This window comes from Buchnera aphidicola (Astegopteryx bambusae) (assembly GCF_039365365.1).
Lineage (GTDB): Bacteria > Pseudomonadota > Gammaproteobacteria > Enterobacterales > Enterobacteriaceae > Buchnera_G > Buchnera_G aphidicola_B.
In genome coordinates, this window is the sequence record NZ_CP134985.1 from 362967 (window position 1) to 380177 (window position 17211).

Sequence of the window (17211 nt, forward strand, 5' to 3'; positions counted from 1 at the left end):
AATTTCACTCCTAATTATTTTCTACTACGTAAAATAAATTTTTGCGTTCTTTTGTTATTTCTAGTTTTTTTTCCTTTAGTCTTCTTACCCCAAGGAGTAACAGGATGTTTTCCGAAATTTTTACCTTCACCACCACCATGTGGATGATCTACAGGATTCATAGCAGTGCCGCGTACGGTTGGTCTTATACCAATCCATCTTTTAGATCCAGCCTTTCCAAAACTTTTTAACATATGTTTTATATTACCAACTTCACCTATTGTAGCTCTACAATTAGAATGTATTTTCCTAATTTCTCCAGAAGATAATCTAACTAAAACATAATTTTTATCTTTATCTTTAGATACAACCTGAGCATGACTACCTGCAGATCTAGAAATTTGAGCTCCCTTTCCAGGTCTAATTTCTATATTATGTATATACTCTCCAGAAGGTATATTTTTAATTTTTAAACAATTTCCAATTTTTATTTCTACATTGTCGCCTGAAATTATCACATCCCCTATTTTTATATTTTTCGGTTCTAAAATATAACTTCTAGTACCATCTTGATATAAAATTAAAATTATATTAGATGATCTATTAGGATCATATTCAACTCTTTTAACAACAGCTTTTATATTATCTTTATTTCTTCTAAAATCTATATATCTATATTTTCTTTTGTGCCCCCCACCAATATGTCTAGTTGTTATTCTTCCTAAATTATTCCTTCCTCCAGTTTTAACTATTTTTCTTAATAAAGATTTTATAGGTTTCTTCTTATACAAATTAACATTTTTTATCTTTATCAAATGTCTACGACCGGAAGACGTTGGTTTTACTTTTTTAACTATCATAATTATCCTATATTTTTCTAGTAAAAAAATCTAAAAATTTAAGTTGTCACCTTTTTTTAACGTAACATATGCCTTTTTCCAATTTTTTTTAAATCCTACTTTATTAACAGAACCTTTCTTACTATTTTTTTTTTTACCTTTTATAATTAAAGTATTAACTTTTATTACAGATACATTAAAAATTTTTTCTAACATATTTTTTATTTCTATCTTGTTAGAATCTTTTAAAACTTTTATTATAAAAATATTATTTTTACCAGAAATTGAAGAAGACTTTTCAGAAATATGCATACCTCGAAAAATTTTTAACATATATTCTTTATTTATCATTTAAACTTTTCTCTATTTTTTTTAATGTATTTGATGTTGTTATTATAAAGTCATAAGATAATAAAATTAACGGATTAATAAATCTATCTTCTATTACTAAAACTTTTTTCAAATTTCTAGAAGATAAAAAAATGTTCTTGTCAAATCTATCTAATATTAACAAAATCTTATTAGAAATAATAAAATTTATTTTTTTAACAAACAATTTAGTTTTCGGATAATCTATAATAAATTTTTTAAAAACAATCAATTTATTATGTCTTATTAATTCAGAAAAAATACTTTTTATAGATCCTTTATACATTTTTTTATTAATCTTTTTAAAATTATTTTTATATTTACATGCAAATGTTACACCTCCAGATCTCCATATAGGACTCCTTATTGATCCTACTCTAGCTCTACCAGTACCTTTTTGTTTCCATGGTTTTCTTCCAGAACCAGAAACTTCAGATCTAGATTTTTGTGATTTAGTTCCAATTTTACCAACAGAAATATATGATAATAAAACTTGATGTATTAATTTCTTGTTAAAAGATTTTCCAAATATAGAATTTGATAAAGTGATAAAATCACTTTTACTATCTTTTAATAATAATTTCATATAAAAAATTACTTACCTCTTAATTTTTACAGAAGGTTTAATTATTAAATTTCCATTAGAACATCCAGGAACAGTTCCTTTTACAAATAAAAAGTTATCTTTTTCATCTAAAAAAACTATAGTTAAATTTTGTATAGTAACTTTCTTATTTCCTAAATGCCCAGCCATCTTTTTTCCTTTAAATACCCTTCCTGGAGTCTGATTTTGACCTATAGATCCAGGAGCTCTATGTGACAAAGAATTTCCATGACTATTATCTTGAGATTTAAAATTCCATCTTTTTATTGTACCAGAAAAACCTTTTCCCTTTGATAAACCAGTTATATCAACTTTTTTTATATTTTTAAAAAAATTTATTTTTAAAGATTGACCAGAAAAAAAATTATTATTGTTTTTAACTCTAAATTCCCATAAACCTCTTCCTGCAGAAACATTATGTTTTATAAAATGCCCTGATTCTGGTTTATTAATTTTATTTATATTTATTTTACCAGTAGTTATCTGTATAGCACAATATTTATCATTTTTTAAATTTTTTACTTGAACTATTCTATTTTTAGTAATCTCTATTATGGTAACTGGAATTAAATTACCATTTTTAGAAAAAATCATAGATGATCCTATTTTTCTTCCTACTAAACCGACCATATAAAATTACCTATAATAAAATTTATTTTAATAAAAAGTTGTTTATATTAATCTAAAACTATTTGAACATCTACACCAGCAGCCAAATCCAATCTCATAAGTGCATCTACAGTTTTTTCAGTAGGTTCCACAATGTCAATAAGTCTTTTATGTGTACATATTTCATATTGATCTCTAGCATCTTTATTAACATGAGGAGAAATTAATATAGTAAATTTCTCTTTTCTAGTAGGCAATGGTATAGGACCTCTAACCTGAGCCCCTGTTCTTTTTGCTGTATATACAATTTCTTCAGTTGATTGATCTATTAATCTATGATCAAAAGCCTTTAATCTAATACGAATTCTTTGATTATTCATAATTTGTTTATATATTCTCCAAAAATTTTCTTTTACAAAATAAATTAAAATTTTATTCATTTTTTATAAAAAAAAATTTTAAATTACAAATATAATGTAAAATAATAAAAGTAAATTGTATCAAATATAAATTTTAAAAACTAGTATAAACTATAATAATAGAAAAAGAGGTACTAAAATACCTCTTTTTCTATAAGAAAAAAAGATCATTCAATTATTTTAGATACTATACCAGCACCAACAGTTTTTCCTCCCTCTCTTATAGCAAATCTTAAACCTTCTGTCATAGCTATTGGGCATATTAAAGTAACTGTTAATTCAACATTATCTCCAGGCATAACCATTTCCATAGAATCTGGTAATTCTATCAACCCTGTAACATCAGTAGTTCTAAAATAGAATTGTGGTCTATATCCTTTAAAAAAGGCAGTATGTCTTCCTCCTTCTTCTTTAGATAAAATATATACCTTAGAACTAAATTTTTTATGAGGTGTTATAGATCCAGGTTTTGCTAAAACTTGACCTCTTTCTATATCATCTCTTTTAGTTCCTCGTAATAATATACCTACATTTTCCCCTGCTCTTCCCTCATCTAACAATTTTCTAAACATTTCAACACCAGTACATATAGTTTTAGAAGTAGATTTTATTCCAACTATTTCTACTTCTTCACCTACTTTTATTACACCTTTTTCTACTCTACCAGTCACAACAGTTCCTCTTCCAGATATAGAAAAAACATCTTCTATAGGTAATAAAAAAGGTTCATTTATTTCCCTAATAGGATCTGGAATATATTCATCTAATGAATTAGACAATTCAATAATTTTATTTTTCCAATGTTTATCTCCATCTATAGCTTTTAAAGCTGAACCTCTTATTATTGGAGTTTTTTCACCAGGAAAATCATATTCTGTTAAAAGATCTCTAACTTCCATTTCAACTAATTCCAATAATTCATCATCTTCAACCATATCACATTTATTTAAAAAAACTATTATATGAGGAACACCAACTTGTCTAGCTAATAATATATGTTCTCTGGTTTGAGGCATAGGTCCGTCAGTAGCAGCGACAACTAATATAGCACCATCCATCTGGGCAGCACCTGTAATCATGTTTTTTATATAATCAGCATGACCAGGACAATCAACATGCGCATAATGTCTTTTTAAAGTATCATATTCAACATGAGAAGTATTTATAGTAATACCTCTAGACTTTTCTTCAGGAGCATTATCTATTTGTTCAAATGTTCTAGAATGCCCACCATATTTTTCAGATAATACTGTAGTTATTGCAGAAGTTAATGTTGTCTTACCATGATCTACATGACCTATTGTACCAACGTTTATGTGAGGTTTTACACGATCAAATTTTTTTTTAGGCATTTTATGTACTCTAATTTTGTTAATATATTAAAATTTTATAAGTATGAAAATAAGAAATATTTTTACTTTTTGCTCTCTAAAATTTCTGAAATTATGTTATTAGGAATTTCAGAATATTTTAAAAATTCCATAGAATACATCGCTCTACCTTGAGTTTTTGATCTTAAATCAGTAGCATATCCAAACATCTCTGATAATGGAACATTAGAAATTATTATTCTACTATTAAAATTATTATCTAATTTTTCTATTGTACCTCTTCTTCTATTTAAATCTCCTATTACATCACCCATGTATTCTTCTGGAGTATCTATTTCAACTTTCATTATAGGTTCCAGTAAAACAGGCTTTGCCAATTTAAAAGCATTTTTAAAAGCAATAGAGGCAGCAAATTTAAATGCAATTTCTGAAGAATCAACATCATGATATGAACCAAAATGTAATCTTACGCCTATATTAACTACTGGATATCCTGCTAATGGACCTGAAACTAATTGTTCTTGTATTCCTTTATCTATAGCTGAAATATATTCAGAAGGTATTATTCCTCCTTTTATATCATTTATAAACTCATAATTTTTTTCATCGACATTAATAGGAAAAATGTCTATGACTACATGACCATATTGACCTCTTCCTCCAGATTGTCTTATATATTTTCCTTCTATATCTGTTACCTTATTTGTAATAGCTTCTCTATATGCTACTCTAGGTTTTCCTATATTAGCAGATACATTAAATTCTCTTTTCATTCTATCTACAATTATTTCTAAATGTAATTCTCCCATACCAGATATTATAGTTTGATTAGATTCATGATCTATATGAACTTTAAAAGATGGATCTTCTTTCGCTAATCTAGCTAAAGCTACACCCATTTTTTCTTGATCAGATTTAGTATTTGGCTCTATAGCTATTGAAATTACTGGTTCAGGAAATTCCATTTTTTCTAAAATTATTCTTTTTTTTGGATCACATAAAGTATCTCCTGTGGTAACATTCTTTAAACCTATTGCTGCAGCTATATCACCAGATCTAACTTCATTAATCTCTTCTCTTCTATTGGCATGCATTTGCACTATTCTTCCAAATCTTTCTTTTTGCAATTTAGTAGAATTTAAAACAATATCTCCGGACCTAATTATTCCAGAATATACTCTGAAAAACGTTAAACTTCCTACAAACGGATCTGTAGAAATTTTAAATGCTAAAGCAGAAAAATATTTATCATCATTACATTTTTTTAATATAAAATCTTTACTATTATAATTTAAATCTGAAATTTTTTGTTTATTTATATAAATATCTTTAGGAGAAGGTAAAAAATCTATTATAGAATCTAATAAAGGTTGCACACCTTTATTTTTAAATGATGAACCACAATTTATTATTAATATTTCATTTTTCAAAGACCTTTCTCTAAGCCCTAATTTTAATTGTTCTTCAGAAAATTCTTTTCCTGATATATATATCTCCATAAAATCATCATTTGATTCAGCTACTACTTCTATTAAATGTTTTCTCCATCTATCGGAAATGTCAATTAAATCTTCTGGAATTGATGAACTTTTAAAAGTAATTCCTTTATCGTCATCATTCCAAATTATAGCTTTCATTTTTATGATATCAACTATTCCGACAAAATTATTTTCTGATCCGATAGGAAGTTGAGTGGGGACAACAATTATATTAAATCTTTTTTTAATTTGATTGATAACATTAAAAAAATTTGCACCAATTCTATCCATTTTATTTATAAAAGCAATTCTAGGAACACTATACTTATTAGATTGCCTCCAAACAGTTTCAGACTGAGGTTGCACTCCTCCTACAGCACAATATATCATTACTACACCATCTAATATTCTCATAGATCTTTCTACTTCTATCGTAAAATCTACATGTCCTGGAGTATCTATAATATTTATTCTATGAGGTACAAACTGATTATACATACCAGACCAAAAAGTAGTAGTAGCTGCAGATGTAATAGTTATACCTCTTTCTTGCTCTTGTTCCATCCAATCCATTGTAGCATCTCCATCATGCACTTCCCCTATTTTATGATTAACCCCGGTATAAAATAAAATTCTTTCTGTAGTAGTAGTTTTACCAGCATCAATATGAGCACTAATTCCTATATTTCTATAATGTGAAATTTTAGTTTTTCGAGACATATTATTTTAATAATCTTCTTATTATACTATTAAAATATAAAAATATATTTTAATCATGTTGTTTGTGAAATATTTATTATTGTAATAATAAAATTATTACCATCTATAATGAGCAAAAGCCTTATTAGATTCTGCAATTCTATGTACTTCTTCTTTTTTTTTAATTGCTTCTCCTTTTTTATTTATTGCATCATACAACTCATTAAAAAGACGCAAACACATAGATTTATCTCTTCTCTTTCTAGCTGAAATTATTATCCATCTCATAGCTAATGTATTTCTTCTAGACGGCCTTACTTCTACTGGAACTTGATAAGTGGATCCTCCAACTCTTCTAGATTTTACTTCTACTATTGGTTTAACATTTTTTAAAGCCAACTTAAAAGAGGACAATTCATCTAAATCAGTTTTTTTTGATAAAATATTCAAAGACTTATATACAATATTTTCAGCTATTGATTTCTTTCCATCAATCATAATTATATTTATGAACTTAGATAATGTTTTAGAAACAAATTTAGTGTCAGGTAAAACATCTCTATTTCCAACTATTCTTCTTCTAGACATATAAAAAATCTCATTTTTTTAATTTTGATAATATTGTTTATATTAAGATTTTATTCTTTTTGTTCCATACTTAGATCTACTTTTTTTTCTATCTTTTACTCCAGCGCAATCTAAAGAACCTCTAACAACATGATATCTAACACCTGGTAAATCTTTTACCCTTCCTCCTCTAATTAAAATTACTGAATGTTCTTGTAAATTATGACCCTCTCCACCAATATATGCTGTAACTTCAAAACCATTAGTTAATTTTACTCTACATACTTTTCTTAAAGCCGAATTAGGCTTTTTTGGAGTAGTTGTATATACTTTTGTGCAAACACCTCTTTTTTGTGGGCATTTTTCTAACGCTGGAACATTACTTTTGGAAAATCTTTTTTTCCTAGATTTTCTAACCAATTGATTAATAGTTGACATATAATATTAACTCCATAATTTTAAAAAACTTTTAAAAACATTTAAATTATATTTTGTAAAATTAAAATATATAATTTCTTTAAATATGTTACCATCTAATTTGAGTTACATTTTTTACAGTTAAATCTATAAAATCCGAATAATTTATTATTAAAAAATTTTTAGAAACTTTTTTGACTAATCCTCTCGCTTCTAAATCTTCTTTCAAAACATATAAATTCTTAGAAAGACAAATTATTTTTTTTATAAAAACATTTTTTTCTATAGATATAATCACTCCATCTTGTATAGAAATAATATCGTCTTCTTTTTTTATTAATTTGAAAAAACTATTAATATCAATATTAAACGGAGAGCTCATTAACATATGTAACATACATAACCTTTTCAACAATTAATAACTATTTTAAACAAATTCAACTTATTTCTAAAAGAAATTTCTTCTAAAACTTTTGAACAAATTATAAATTTTTCATTATATTTTATTCCTCTAGACTTCAAAGAACTTTTACATACATAAATATTAGAAATTTTATAATGCTCAAATATTAAAAAAGATTTAGAATAATTATAACAAAAAATTTTTTTTGGATTCTGTTTTTTTAATATCTGAAATATTCCATCTCCAATAAAAAACAATGATATTTTTATTACCATAGAAACTGATAAAGATACATCTAACAACTCTCGACATTCACTACTTCCATAAGGGGATTTAGAAAATAAAAAAGCTATTTTTTTCATATAATTAATTTAATATATTTTTTTAAAAATTTAAAAATTTTTAAAATTGAATAACACGATCTGATAACATAATATCTTCAGATAATTCTGTAAAACCTGTAATTTTAAAACAATAATCTATATTATTAATATCCACACCTCTTTCTAAAGCAATGTCTTTATTTACCAATCCTCTTTTTAAAGCAGATCCTATACATAATTTCAAATTTATATTAAATTTTTTATGCAATTTTTTCCAACATTTTAACAAATTTATTTTTTCATTATCTGAAAAATTTATACTATTAGAATTATATACTCCATCTGAATAAAAAAATATACTTTTAATAAAATGACCTTTTTTAATTAAATGTTTAGAAAATAAAAAAGAACTAATAGAATTTTGAGTTCCAAAACAAGGACCAGAAACTAATATCGTGTATTTCATAATGTTAAAAATATAAATAAAATATTAAAAAATTTTATTAAAATTATGTGTATATTATAAAATAAAAAAATAATTTATTTTGTTAAAACATGTTAATATTTTAAAATCATATTAAAACATTAACAAATAATTAAATAGTTTATAATATTCAATTATTTGTTAACTATAAAAATATTTTTTTTTCTATAATATTCATCATATTTTTTGCTTTTGTAGAAGCAACTTTTGCTCCAATACGAGATATTTTCAACAAATAATTTTCATTTTTTCTAAAATAAAAATATCTTTTCTGCAAATTATATAATTTCTTACATATTAATTTTGACAATTCTTCTTTAAACATTGAGTAATTATAATTATAAAACAACTTTTCTAATTGTAAAATAGTTTTACCACTCAATATAGAAAAAATATTTAATAAATTAGATATTCCTGGTTTTTTTATAATATCATATAATATTTTTGATGGACTTTCTGAATCTGTAGTAGCAAATTTTATTTTTTTATAAATTTCTATTTTTTTGTCTAATAAAAAAATACTATTTTTATTATTTTTATCAGATTTTGACATTTTTATTTTAGGATCATGTAAAGACATGATTCGAGATCCTTGTTTAAACATTATATTTTTTGGAATTGTAAAAGTTTTACCATAATATTTATTAAATCTGTTAGCAACAACTTTAGTTAATTCCAAATGTTGTTTTTGATCATCTCCTATAAAAACATAATTACTATTGTACAACAATATATCAGACATCATCAAAATTGGATAATTTAGCAAACCCATATTAATATTTCTATTGTTTCTAGACTTCTCTTTAAATTGTGTCATTCTAGATAATTCACCAAAATAAGAAAAACAATTTAAAATCCAATTTATTTTACAATGTTCATCTACATTAGATTGTACAAAAATAATACTTTTCTTAGGATCCACACCACACGCTAAATAAAAAGCTAATGTATCTAATGTAATTTTTCTCAAATTAAAATTATTATCATGCTTTGTTAAAGAATGCAAATCAGCAACACAAAAAATACAATTATAATCTTTTTGAATATATTTCCAATGTTTTAAAACACCTAAATAATTTGCCAATGTGACAAATCCTGTAGGTTGAATAGCACTAAATAATATTTTTTTTTTTAATTTATTTTTTCTCATAAAAAATTTATTTATATAAATAATTTTTATATTAACAAAAACATAAAGTTTGTATAAATTTCAAAAACATAAATTAATATACATGTTTATATATTATTTCTCTAATATGCAAAATAGTACTCTTATAATTTTTAGAACAAAAAATTTCAGATCCAATAACAAAAGAATTTGCTCCAGCTTTTAACAAATCTAAAATATTGTTTTTTTTAATTCCTCCATCTACTTCTATAATTGTATTATAATTATTTTTATCTATTAAACTTCTAACTTTTTCAATTTTTTTTAAAACATAAGTTAAAAACTCTTGTTTACCAAAACCAGGGTTAACAGACATAATCAACACCAAATCTAATTTATCTAAAGTATAACGTAAACAATCAAGCGAAGTGGCAGGATTTATAGCTAATCCTGCTTTGCATCCAAAACTTTTTATTAAAGATATAGTTTTATCTATATGTAATGTAGATTCTGGATGAAAAGTAATAAATTTTACTTTTTCTTTAGCAAAAATAGGTATTATAGAATCTACCATTTTCATCATCAAATGAACATCAGTATCAAATTTTATACCATTTTTTTTTAAAGATTGTAATACAACTGGACCAAATGTTAAATTTGGAACATAACAATTATCCATGACATCAAAATGAATAAAATCAGCTCCATATTTTATCACACTATTTATTTCATTTCCTAAATTAGCAAAATTCGCTGATAAAATAGAAGGCACAATAAAAAAATTTTTCATAAAATTTATATATTAAATTATTTTGTGTTATAAAAATTAATTTTTTAAATTCTTATTAATAGTTTGTCTCAATACATCTATTTTTGCATTTTTTATTAAAATACACTTTCCTATTTTTTCTGGAATTATTAATCTAATTTTTTTATTAGAAACATTTTTTTTATCTCTAACCATATATTTCAAATAATCTTGGAACTTCATATTTTTAGGACCGTTTATAGGCAATCCAATAATACTAAATAAATTAACTATTTCATCAATTTCTTTGTGAGAAATTTTTCCTAAAAATTTTGAATAATAAGAAGACATTACAATTCCCGCAGAAACTGCTTCTCCATGCAACCATGTGTATTTTGTAAAAGATTCTATAGCATGACCAAAAGTATGGCCTAAATTTAAAAACATTCTACAATCTTTTTCTCTTTCATCTTTTACAATTATTTTTATTTTAAATTTACAAGATTTCATAATACAATATAATAAAGTTTTTTTATCCAATAAAAAAATTTTTTTAAAATTATTTTTTATCCAATAAAAAAATTTTTTATCAAATAAAATTGCATATTTTATAATTTCAGACAACCCAGATATAAAATCTTGTTTTCTTAAAGTTTTTAAAAATATTAAATCTATTATAACACACTCCGGGTGATAAAAAGTTCCAATAATATTTTTAGAAAGAATACTATTTATTCCAGTTTTGCCTCCAATAGAAGCATCTACCTGAGACAATAAAGTAGTTGGAATATTTATATATTTTACGCCTCTTTTATAAATAGAAGCCGCGAAACCAGTAATATCACCTATTACACCCCCGCCAAAAGCAATAAGAAGCACCTTTCTTCCGCAATTAAATTTAACAAGTTTATCAATAATAATTTTTATAGAATTAAAATTTTTATAAATTTCTCCATCATTTAATATTATTTTATTATTAATAACTTTCAACTTCATAAAATTATCTATAATATTTTTTTTATATATTTTATGCAAAGTTGAATTAGTTATTAATACTACATCTTTAAATAATTTTAAATAAGAAATTATATTAGCGTCATTAATAATTTTATAACCTATATTTACAAAATATTTTTTTCCATGTAATTTTATTTTTAATTTTTTCAAAATTTTATCCTAATATATAAAATAAAAAAAAAGTCTTATAAAAAATTATTTGATTTAAATTTTTTAAAAATATATAACGCTATTGATTTAGCACTCTTATTATCTGTATCCACTATAAAATCTGATATATTCTTATATAAATGATTTCTTTTCTTAGCTAAAGCTTCCAAAATATGTCTATTAGATATATTTTTTTTGTTTAACAATGGTCTATTTTTATCTCTGTTAGTTCTTATTAACTGTTTTTCTATTGTAGTATTTAAATATACAACAGTACCTCTAGAAGAAAGTGCATTTCTTATATTTTCAGATTCTATAGAACCTCCACCAGTAGCTAAAACAATACCACTTTTTTTAGTTAATTCATTTATTATTTTTTTTTCTCTAATTCTAAATCCCTTTTCACCTTCTACATCAAAAACCCATGCAATGTTTGCTCCAGTTCTTTTTTCAATTTCTTTATCTGAATCATAAAAATCCATATTTAATTTTTGAGACAATTGTTTTCCTATAGTACTTTTTCCTGCACCCATAGGTCCAATTAAAAAAATATTTCTTTTTTCTACCATAATTTCATTTTATAAAAATAAATTAATTTAATAATAATAATACAAAAAAAATAAAAATACTAATTAATATAACAAACAAAGAAACATTTTAAAAAAATAAAAAATTAATTTTTACATTTTAATGTAAATAAATACATAAAATTACTTTTTTTTAAATTTGTATAAATTAATAATTTTTTGTATAATAATTTATATTAAAAATAAAAAATTAATTTTTAAATACATTAATAATAAAATTAAATAAATATTTTTAACATCAAAAATAATTTATAAAAATATATATTTTGGTGAGATGCCTGAGAGGATTAAAGGGCACGCCTGGAAAGCGTGTATGTAAAATTTTTTGCATCAAGGGTTCGAATCCCTTTCTCACCTAAAAAAAATTTTTTTGAAGTTAATAAAATATTATAAAAATAAATTTTTATAAAACTTATTAATAATTTTTTTTACTAAATGTAAAAAATATTATAAAAAAAATTAATAATAAGAATGTATTCCATGAATATGTTCTGTAATATCTTTTATTCCTTTTATTTTTGGAAATTTTTTTAATAATCTTTTTTCAACAAAATTTTTTAAAGTTATATTAGACATGTTGCATCCATTACAACTACCTAAAAATTTTAAATGAACATAGTTATATTTATCCACTTTCACAAATTTTATACTACCACCATGAATAGACAAATTAGTATTTATTTCATTTTTTATCCAAAATTTTATTTTTTCTTCCTTACTAAAATTTTTATAATATTTGTTAGAAAATATATTCGGCACATCTAAAACTAATTGTGAAATAGTATTTTTTTTTTTTAAATTAATATTAGCATTTTTTAAATAAACATAATCATTTTTATTTACATATAGAGAAAAACCATCATAATTAAAAATTAAATCATTATCACTTACATTTTTTATGTTACAATACATTATTCCAAATTTTACTTTATAAGTACCTAAATTTTTTGCAAATGCTCTAATTTGAGTATTTTTTTTTTTAGTAAAAGTTTTTTTAAATAAATTTCAGCATCTTTAAAAATAGTAATCATACAAATTACCAAAATAAAAGTTTTATTATATAATAATAATAAATGTATAAAACATATGCAACAATTTATTTTAAAAAAAAAAAATATAAAAAATAAAAAAAATATTATATTAGTACATGGATGGGGAATAAACAAAAAAATATGGAATAAATTAATAAAATTTTTTAAAAAAAAATATAATGTAACAATAATAGAAATATGTGAATTTATAGAAAAATTTAATCTATATGAAAAAAGTTTTTATTATATTACAAATTTAATGTATAAAATATTCAATAACAATTCTATATGGATTGGGTGGTCTATAGGAGGTTTATTTGTAGAACAAATTGGGGTAAATAAAAAAAATATTATTATAACAATTTGCTCATCACCATGTTTTTTTAAAAAAAAAATTTGGCCTGGTTTAAACAAAAAAAAAATTATAAATATGATGAAAAAATTACTAAAAAATTATAAAATAACAATAGAAAATTTTTTCTTAGAACAATCTATACAAAAAAAACACAAAAATATTTTTTTTCATAATACAAAAATACCAAATAATAAAAGTTTAAAAAAATGTTTTATAACAATTTTAAAAACATATATAAAAAATAAAAAATATAAAAAAAATACAAAAATATTTAGAATATATGGAGAATTCGATAAAATAACAAAACAAGAAACATATAAAAAAATTTTTATTAAAAAAAATAATAGATATTTTATAATAAAAAAATCAGGACATATACCATTTTTAACACATACAAACATACTTTATAAAATCATAAAATATATTATTAAATAAAAAAATATTGTTTGTTTAAAATTCAGAATAATATTATGTCTAAAATTCTAATTTTAAACAAACAAAATATTAAAAAGGAATTTCATCATCAAATTCTGATTCATTAATTTCATTTGACAAAATATCTTTTTTAGAATAACTATCATTTTTTTTAATTTTATCTTTTTCTAAAACATTCTTTTTAGAAGTTTCTAAATTTTTAGAAACACTATTTTTATCATTAATATTATTAGAAAAATTATTATTTCTATTACCAAGCATTTTCATAGTTCCACCGATATTTACAACTACTTCAGTTGTATATCTGTCCATATTATTCTGATCCTGCCATTTTCTAGTTTGTAAAGAACCCTCTATATATACTTGAGATCCTTTTCTCAAATATTCTCTAGCAATTTCAGCCAACTTATTAAACAAAACAATTCTATGCCATTCTGTTTTTTCTCTAGTTTCTCCAGTATTTTTATCTTTCCAAGTTTCAGAAGTAGCAATATTCATATTAGCTACAGCTATTCCATTAGTCATATATCTTACTTCAGGATCTTGACCTAAATGACCTATTAATATTACTTTATTAATTCCTCTACTAGCCATAATTTTACTCTATAAATTTTATAAAAAATATATATAACATAATAATAACATAAAATTTAAATTTAAAAAAAATAGTATAGATGATATTATAAAAAAATATATTTAATTTAAAGTTTAATTAAATTAAAAAATACTCTAAAAGATGAAAAAAAAAAAAAATAATGTATATAGATTTTGTGTAGCGCCAATGTTTAAATATACAGATGAATATTGTAGAAAAATATATAGAATAATTAGTAAAAAAGCATTACTTTTTACAGAAATGATATCTGCGAATGATATATTAAACAAAAAATCTAAAAAAATTATATATAATAAAAATAAAGAAAATCCTATAGCAATACAAATATCTGGATCAAATCCTGATCAAATTTCTAGATGTGCTGAAATTTCTTACAAAAAAAATTATAAATATATAAATCTAAATATAGGATGCCCATCAATAAAAGCTCAACAAGGAAATTTTGGAGCAATATTGATGAAAAAACCAAATATTATAGTTGATATCATTAATAAAATATCAAACAATACTTCTATGGATATAAGCGTAAAAACACGAATAGGAATAAATAAAAAAGAAAATTATAATTTTTTAAAAAATTTTATTTATTATATATCAAGCAAGAGCTCTTGTAAAACATTTATTTTACATGCTAGAATAGCAATTCTAAAAAATTTTAGCACAAAAAATAATTTAAGAATACCAAAAATAAACTATAATATTGTGTATAAAATAAAAAAAAAATTTCCAAATTTAAAAATAATAATAAATGGAGAAATAAAAACAATAAAAGACTCATTAAAACATTTAGAAAATACAGATGGTGTAATGTTAGGAAGAAGTGTATATAAATCACCTATGATACTTAAATTAGTAGATGAAAAAATATTCAATTACAAAAATAAAAATAGTTATAAAACAATTTTAAAACAAATATTTAAATATATAAACAAAAAAAGATTAGAAAAAATACCTATCTATAAAATAACTAGACATATAATAAATATTTTTAAAAATGAACCAGGATCATCTATATGGAGAAAATTAATATGTTTAAATAGAAAAAACAATAAAATAAACATTGAGAATATTTTTAAAGAATATAAAAAATATAATGAAAAATATAAAAAACAAAAATTTTAAAAAAATATAAAAAATAAAAAATTTTCAAAATAAAAATATTATTGTAATTGAACATAAAAATATAATTATATATTTAAAATGGAAAAAAATAAAAAAAAAATTAAACAATATTATAAAAATAATAAATATAAAATAAATACACCCCCTCATTCTATAGAAGCAGAACAATCTATATTAGGAGGATTAATGCTAGATAATAACAAATGGGATTTAGTATCAGATATACTAGTAGAAAAAGATTTTTTTATTAATAAACACAGAATAATATTTAATGAAATGAAAAATTTATTAGATGAAGATAATCCAATTGATCTAATAACATTATCAGAATCTTTAGAACAAAAAAAAAAATTAAAAATAGTTGGAAAATTTTCATATTTAGCAGAATTGTCTAAAAATACTCCTAGCACGGCAAATATAAAAGCTTATGCTAATATAGTTAGAGAAAGAGCAATAATACGAGAAATAATATTAGCAGCTAACAAAATGTTGTTAGCAGGATATAATACAAATGGCAGAAACAGTGAAGATCTCTTAGATTATGCTGAATCTATAGTATTTAAAATATCTGAAAATAGATTAAGAAAAAAATCTGGACCAAAAAATATTGTAGAAATATTAGATTCAACTATATCTAATATAGAAAATCTTATGAAATCTCCTATAAAAGATATTACAGGAATAAACACTGGATATCAAGACTTAAACAAAAAAACATCAGGATTACAAAAATCAGAACTTATAATAATAGCAGCAAGACCTTCTATGGGGAAAACTACATTTGCAATGAATATTTGTGAAAATATAGCAATGATATATGAAAAACCAGTTTTAATATTTAGTTTAGAAATGCCGGTTAAACAAATCATTATAAGAATTTTATCATCATTATCTAGAGTAAATCAAGCAAAAATAAGAACTGGAAAATTAAATGATGAAGACTGGTCCAGAATATCTAGTACTATAAACATTTTATTAAAAAAAAAAAATATATATATAGATGATTCTTCCTCTTTAACTACAACAGAAATAAGATCAAGATCTAGAAAAATATATAGAGAAAATAAAGGAATCAGCCTGATAATGATAGATTACTTACAATTAATGAAAATACCATCTATAAAAGAAAATAGAACTTTAGAAATAGCTGAAATATCAAGAACATTAAAATCGTTAGCAAAAGAACTAGAAGTACCAATAATAGCTTTATCTCAACTAAATAGATCATTAGAACAAAGAGCAGATAAAAGACCATTAAACTCAGATTTAAGAGAATCAGGATCATTAGAACAAGATGCAGACTTAATAATGTTTATATATAGAGATGAAGTATATCACGAAAACAGTGATTTTAAAGGAATAGCAGAAATAATAATAGGCAAACAAAGAAATGGACCAATAGGGACTATAAGACTTACTTTTAACGGTCATTGGTCAAGATTTGACAACTATTCAAAAATAAAATACAAATAATAAAAAATATAACTACATTATTTATAAAAATCATTTAAACTAATTAAA

The 17211-nt window shown here is 22.5% G+C and carries 21 protein-coding genes and 1 tRNA gene; 4 read left to right on the forward strand and 18 right to left on the reverse strand.

What is annotated here, in order from left to right:
• Positions 1–14: 14 nt before the first annotated feature.
• The 16 genes from rplB to aroK all read right to left on the reverse strand — a co-directional run bounded on the left by rplB (position 15) and on the right by aroK (position 12113).
• Positions 15–839, reverse strand: coding sequence for a 50S ribosomal protein L2 (gene rplB, locus RJD44_RS01790; RefSeq protein WP_343189899.1), 825 nt, complete (start codon positions 837–839; stop codon positions 15–17).
• Between the two features lie 30 nt (positions 840–869).
• A complete protein-coding gene (locus tag RJD44_RS01795; RefSeq protein WP_343189900.1) occupies positions 870–1169 on the reverse strand; it encodes a 50S ribosomal protein L23 in 300 nt (99 codons plus the stop codon).
• Positions 1159–1773, reverse strand: a complete 615-nt coding sequence (rplD, locus tag RJD44_RS01800) for a 50S ribosomal protein L4 (RefSeq protein WP_343189901.1) — start codon at positions 1771–1773, stop codon at positions 1159–1161. Before rplD ends, RJD44_RS01795 begins: the two co-directional genes overlap by 11 nt.
• A 12-nt stretch (positions 1774–1785) precedes the next feature.
• Positions 1786–2421: a 50S ribosomal protein L3 gene (gene rplC, locus RJD44_RS01805; RefSeq protein WP_343189902.1), complete on the reverse strand. Its 636-nt coding sequence runs from the start codon at positions 2419–2421 to the stop codon at positions 1786–1788.
• Between the two features lie 47 nt (positions 2422–2468).
• The gene (gene rpsJ / locus RJD44_RS01810) at positions 2469–2780 is read right to left on the reverse strand and encodes a 30S ribosomal protein S10 (RefSeq protein ID WP_343189903.1); all 312 of its coding nucleotides are present in this window, start codon (positions 2778–2780) and stop codon (positions 2469–2471) included.
• Positions 2781–2986: 206 nt separating this feature from the next.
• A complete protein-coding gene (gene tuf, locus RJD44_RS01815) occupies positions 2987–4171 on the reverse strand; it encodes an elongation factor Tu (protein WP_343189904.1) in 1185 nt (394 codons plus the stop codon).
• A 62-nt stretch (positions 4172–4233) separates the two neighbouring features.
• Positions 4234–6348 carry an elongation factor G gene (gene fusA, locus RJD44_RS01820; RefSeq protein WP_343189905.1) on the reverse strand — a complete coding sequence of 705 codons (2115 nt, stop codon included), beginning with the start codon at positions 6346–6348 and terminating at the stop codon, positions 4234–4236.
• A gap of 96 nt (positions 6349–6444) precedes the next feature.
• Positions 6445–6915: a 30S ribosomal protein S7 gene (gene rpsG / locus RJD44_RS01825; protein ID WP_343189906.1), complete on the reverse strand. Its 471-nt coding sequence runs from the start codon at positions 6913–6915 to the stop codon at positions 6445–6447.
• Between the two features lie 42 nt (positions 6916–6957).
• The gene (gene rpsL / locus RJD44_RS01830; protein WP_343189907.1) at positions 6958–7332 is read right to left on the reverse strand and encodes a 30S ribosomal protein S12; all 375 of its coding nucleotides are present in this window, start codon (positions 7330–7332) and stop codon (positions 6958–6960) included.
• An 88-nt stretch (positions 7333–7420) separates the two neighbouring features.
• Entirely contained in the window at positions 7421–7708 is a 288-nt protein-coding gene (gene tusB, locus RJD44_RS01835) for a sulfurtransferase complex subunit TusB (protein WP_343189908.1), read from the reverse strand.
• An 11-nt stretch (positions 7709–7719) separates the two neighbouring features.
• Complete coding sequence (gene tusC / locus RJD44_RS01840; protein WP_343189909.1) at positions 7720–8076, reverse strand: sulfurtransferase complex subunit TusC; 357 nt, start codon at positions 8074–8076, stop codon at positions 7720–7722.
• Between the two features lie 40 nt (positions 8077–8116).
• Complete coding sequence (gene tusD, locus RJD44_RS01845; RefSeq protein ID WP_343189910.1) at positions 8117–8503, reverse strand: sulfurtransferase complex subunit TusD; 387 nt, start codon at positions 8501–8503, stop codon at positions 8117–8119.
• Positions 8504–8666: 163 nt separating this feature from the next.
• Entirely contained in the window at positions 8667–9671 is a 1005-nt protein-coding gene (trpS, locus tag RJD44_RS01850) for a tryptophan--tRNA ligase (RefSeq protein WP_343189911.1), read from the reverse strand.
• Between the two features lie 73 nt (positions 9672–9744).
• Entirely contained in the window at positions 9745–10419 is a 675-nt protein-coding gene (rpe, locus tag RJD44_RS01855) for a ribulose-phosphate 3-epimerase (RefSeq protein ID WP_343189912.1), read from the reverse strand.
• 36 nt (positions 10420–10455) lie between these two features.
• Positions 10456–11544 carry a 3-dehydroquinate synthase gene (gene aroB / locus RJD44_RS01860; protein ID WP_343189913.1) on the reverse strand — a complete coding sequence of 363 codons (1089 nt, stop codon included), beginning with the start codon at positions 11542–11544 and terminating at the stop codon, positions 10456–10458.
• 35 nt (positions 11545–11579) lie between these two features.
• Positions 11580–12113, reverse strand: a complete 534-nt coding sequence (gene aroK, locus RJD44_RS01865) for a shikimate kinase AroK (RefSeq protein ID WP_343189914.1) — start codon at positions 12111–12113, stop codon at positions 11580–11582.
• A gap of 286 nt (positions 12114–12399) precedes the next feature.
• Here aroK and RJD44_RS01870 point away from each other — a divergent pair.
• Positions 12400–12488: transfer RNA gene (locus RJD44_RS01870), tRNA-Ser, on the forward strand.
• Positions 12489–12590: 102 nt separating this feature from the next.
• Here RJD44_RS01870 and RJD44_RS01875 read toward each other — a convergent pair.
• A complete protein-coding gene (locus tag RJD44_RS01875; RefSeq protein WP_343189915.1) occupies positions 12591–13043 on the reverse strand; it encodes a NifU family protein in 453 nt (150 codons plus the stop codon).
• 174 nt (positions 13044–13217) lie between these two features.
• Between RJD44_RS01875 and RJD44_RS01880 the strand changes: the two genes are divergently transcribed.
• Positions 13218–13952 (forward strand): hypothetical protein, encoded by a 735-nt coding sequence (locus RJD44_RS01880; RefSeq protein WP_343189916.1) that lies wholly within the window; start codon positions 13218–13220, stop codon positions 13950–13952.
• A gap of 69 nt (positions 13953–14021) precedes the next feature.
• Here RJD44_RS01880 and ssb read toward each other — a convergent pair whose 3' ends face one another.
• Positions 14022–14546, reverse strand: coding sequence for a single-stranded DNA-binding protein (gene ssb / locus RJD44_RS01885; protein ID WP_343189917.1), 525 nt, complete (start codon positions 14544–14546; stop codon positions 14022–14024).
• A gap of 142 nt (positions 14547–14688) precedes the next feature.
• On the opposite strand from ssb, the gene dusA reads away from it, so the two are divergent.
• Positions 14689–15690, forward strand: a complete 1002-nt coding sequence (gene dusA, locus RJD44_RS01890) for a tRNA dihydrouridine(20/20a) synthase DusA (RefSeq protein ID WP_343189918.1) — start codon at positions 14689–14691, stop codon at positions 15688–15690.
• 78 nt (positions 15691–15768) lie between these two features.
• Entirely contained in the window at positions 15769–17163 is a 1395-nt protein-coding gene (gene dnaB / locus RJD44_RS01895) for a replicative DNA helicase (protein WP_343189919.1), read from the forward strand.
• Positions 17164–17211 lie beyond the last annotated feature (48 nt).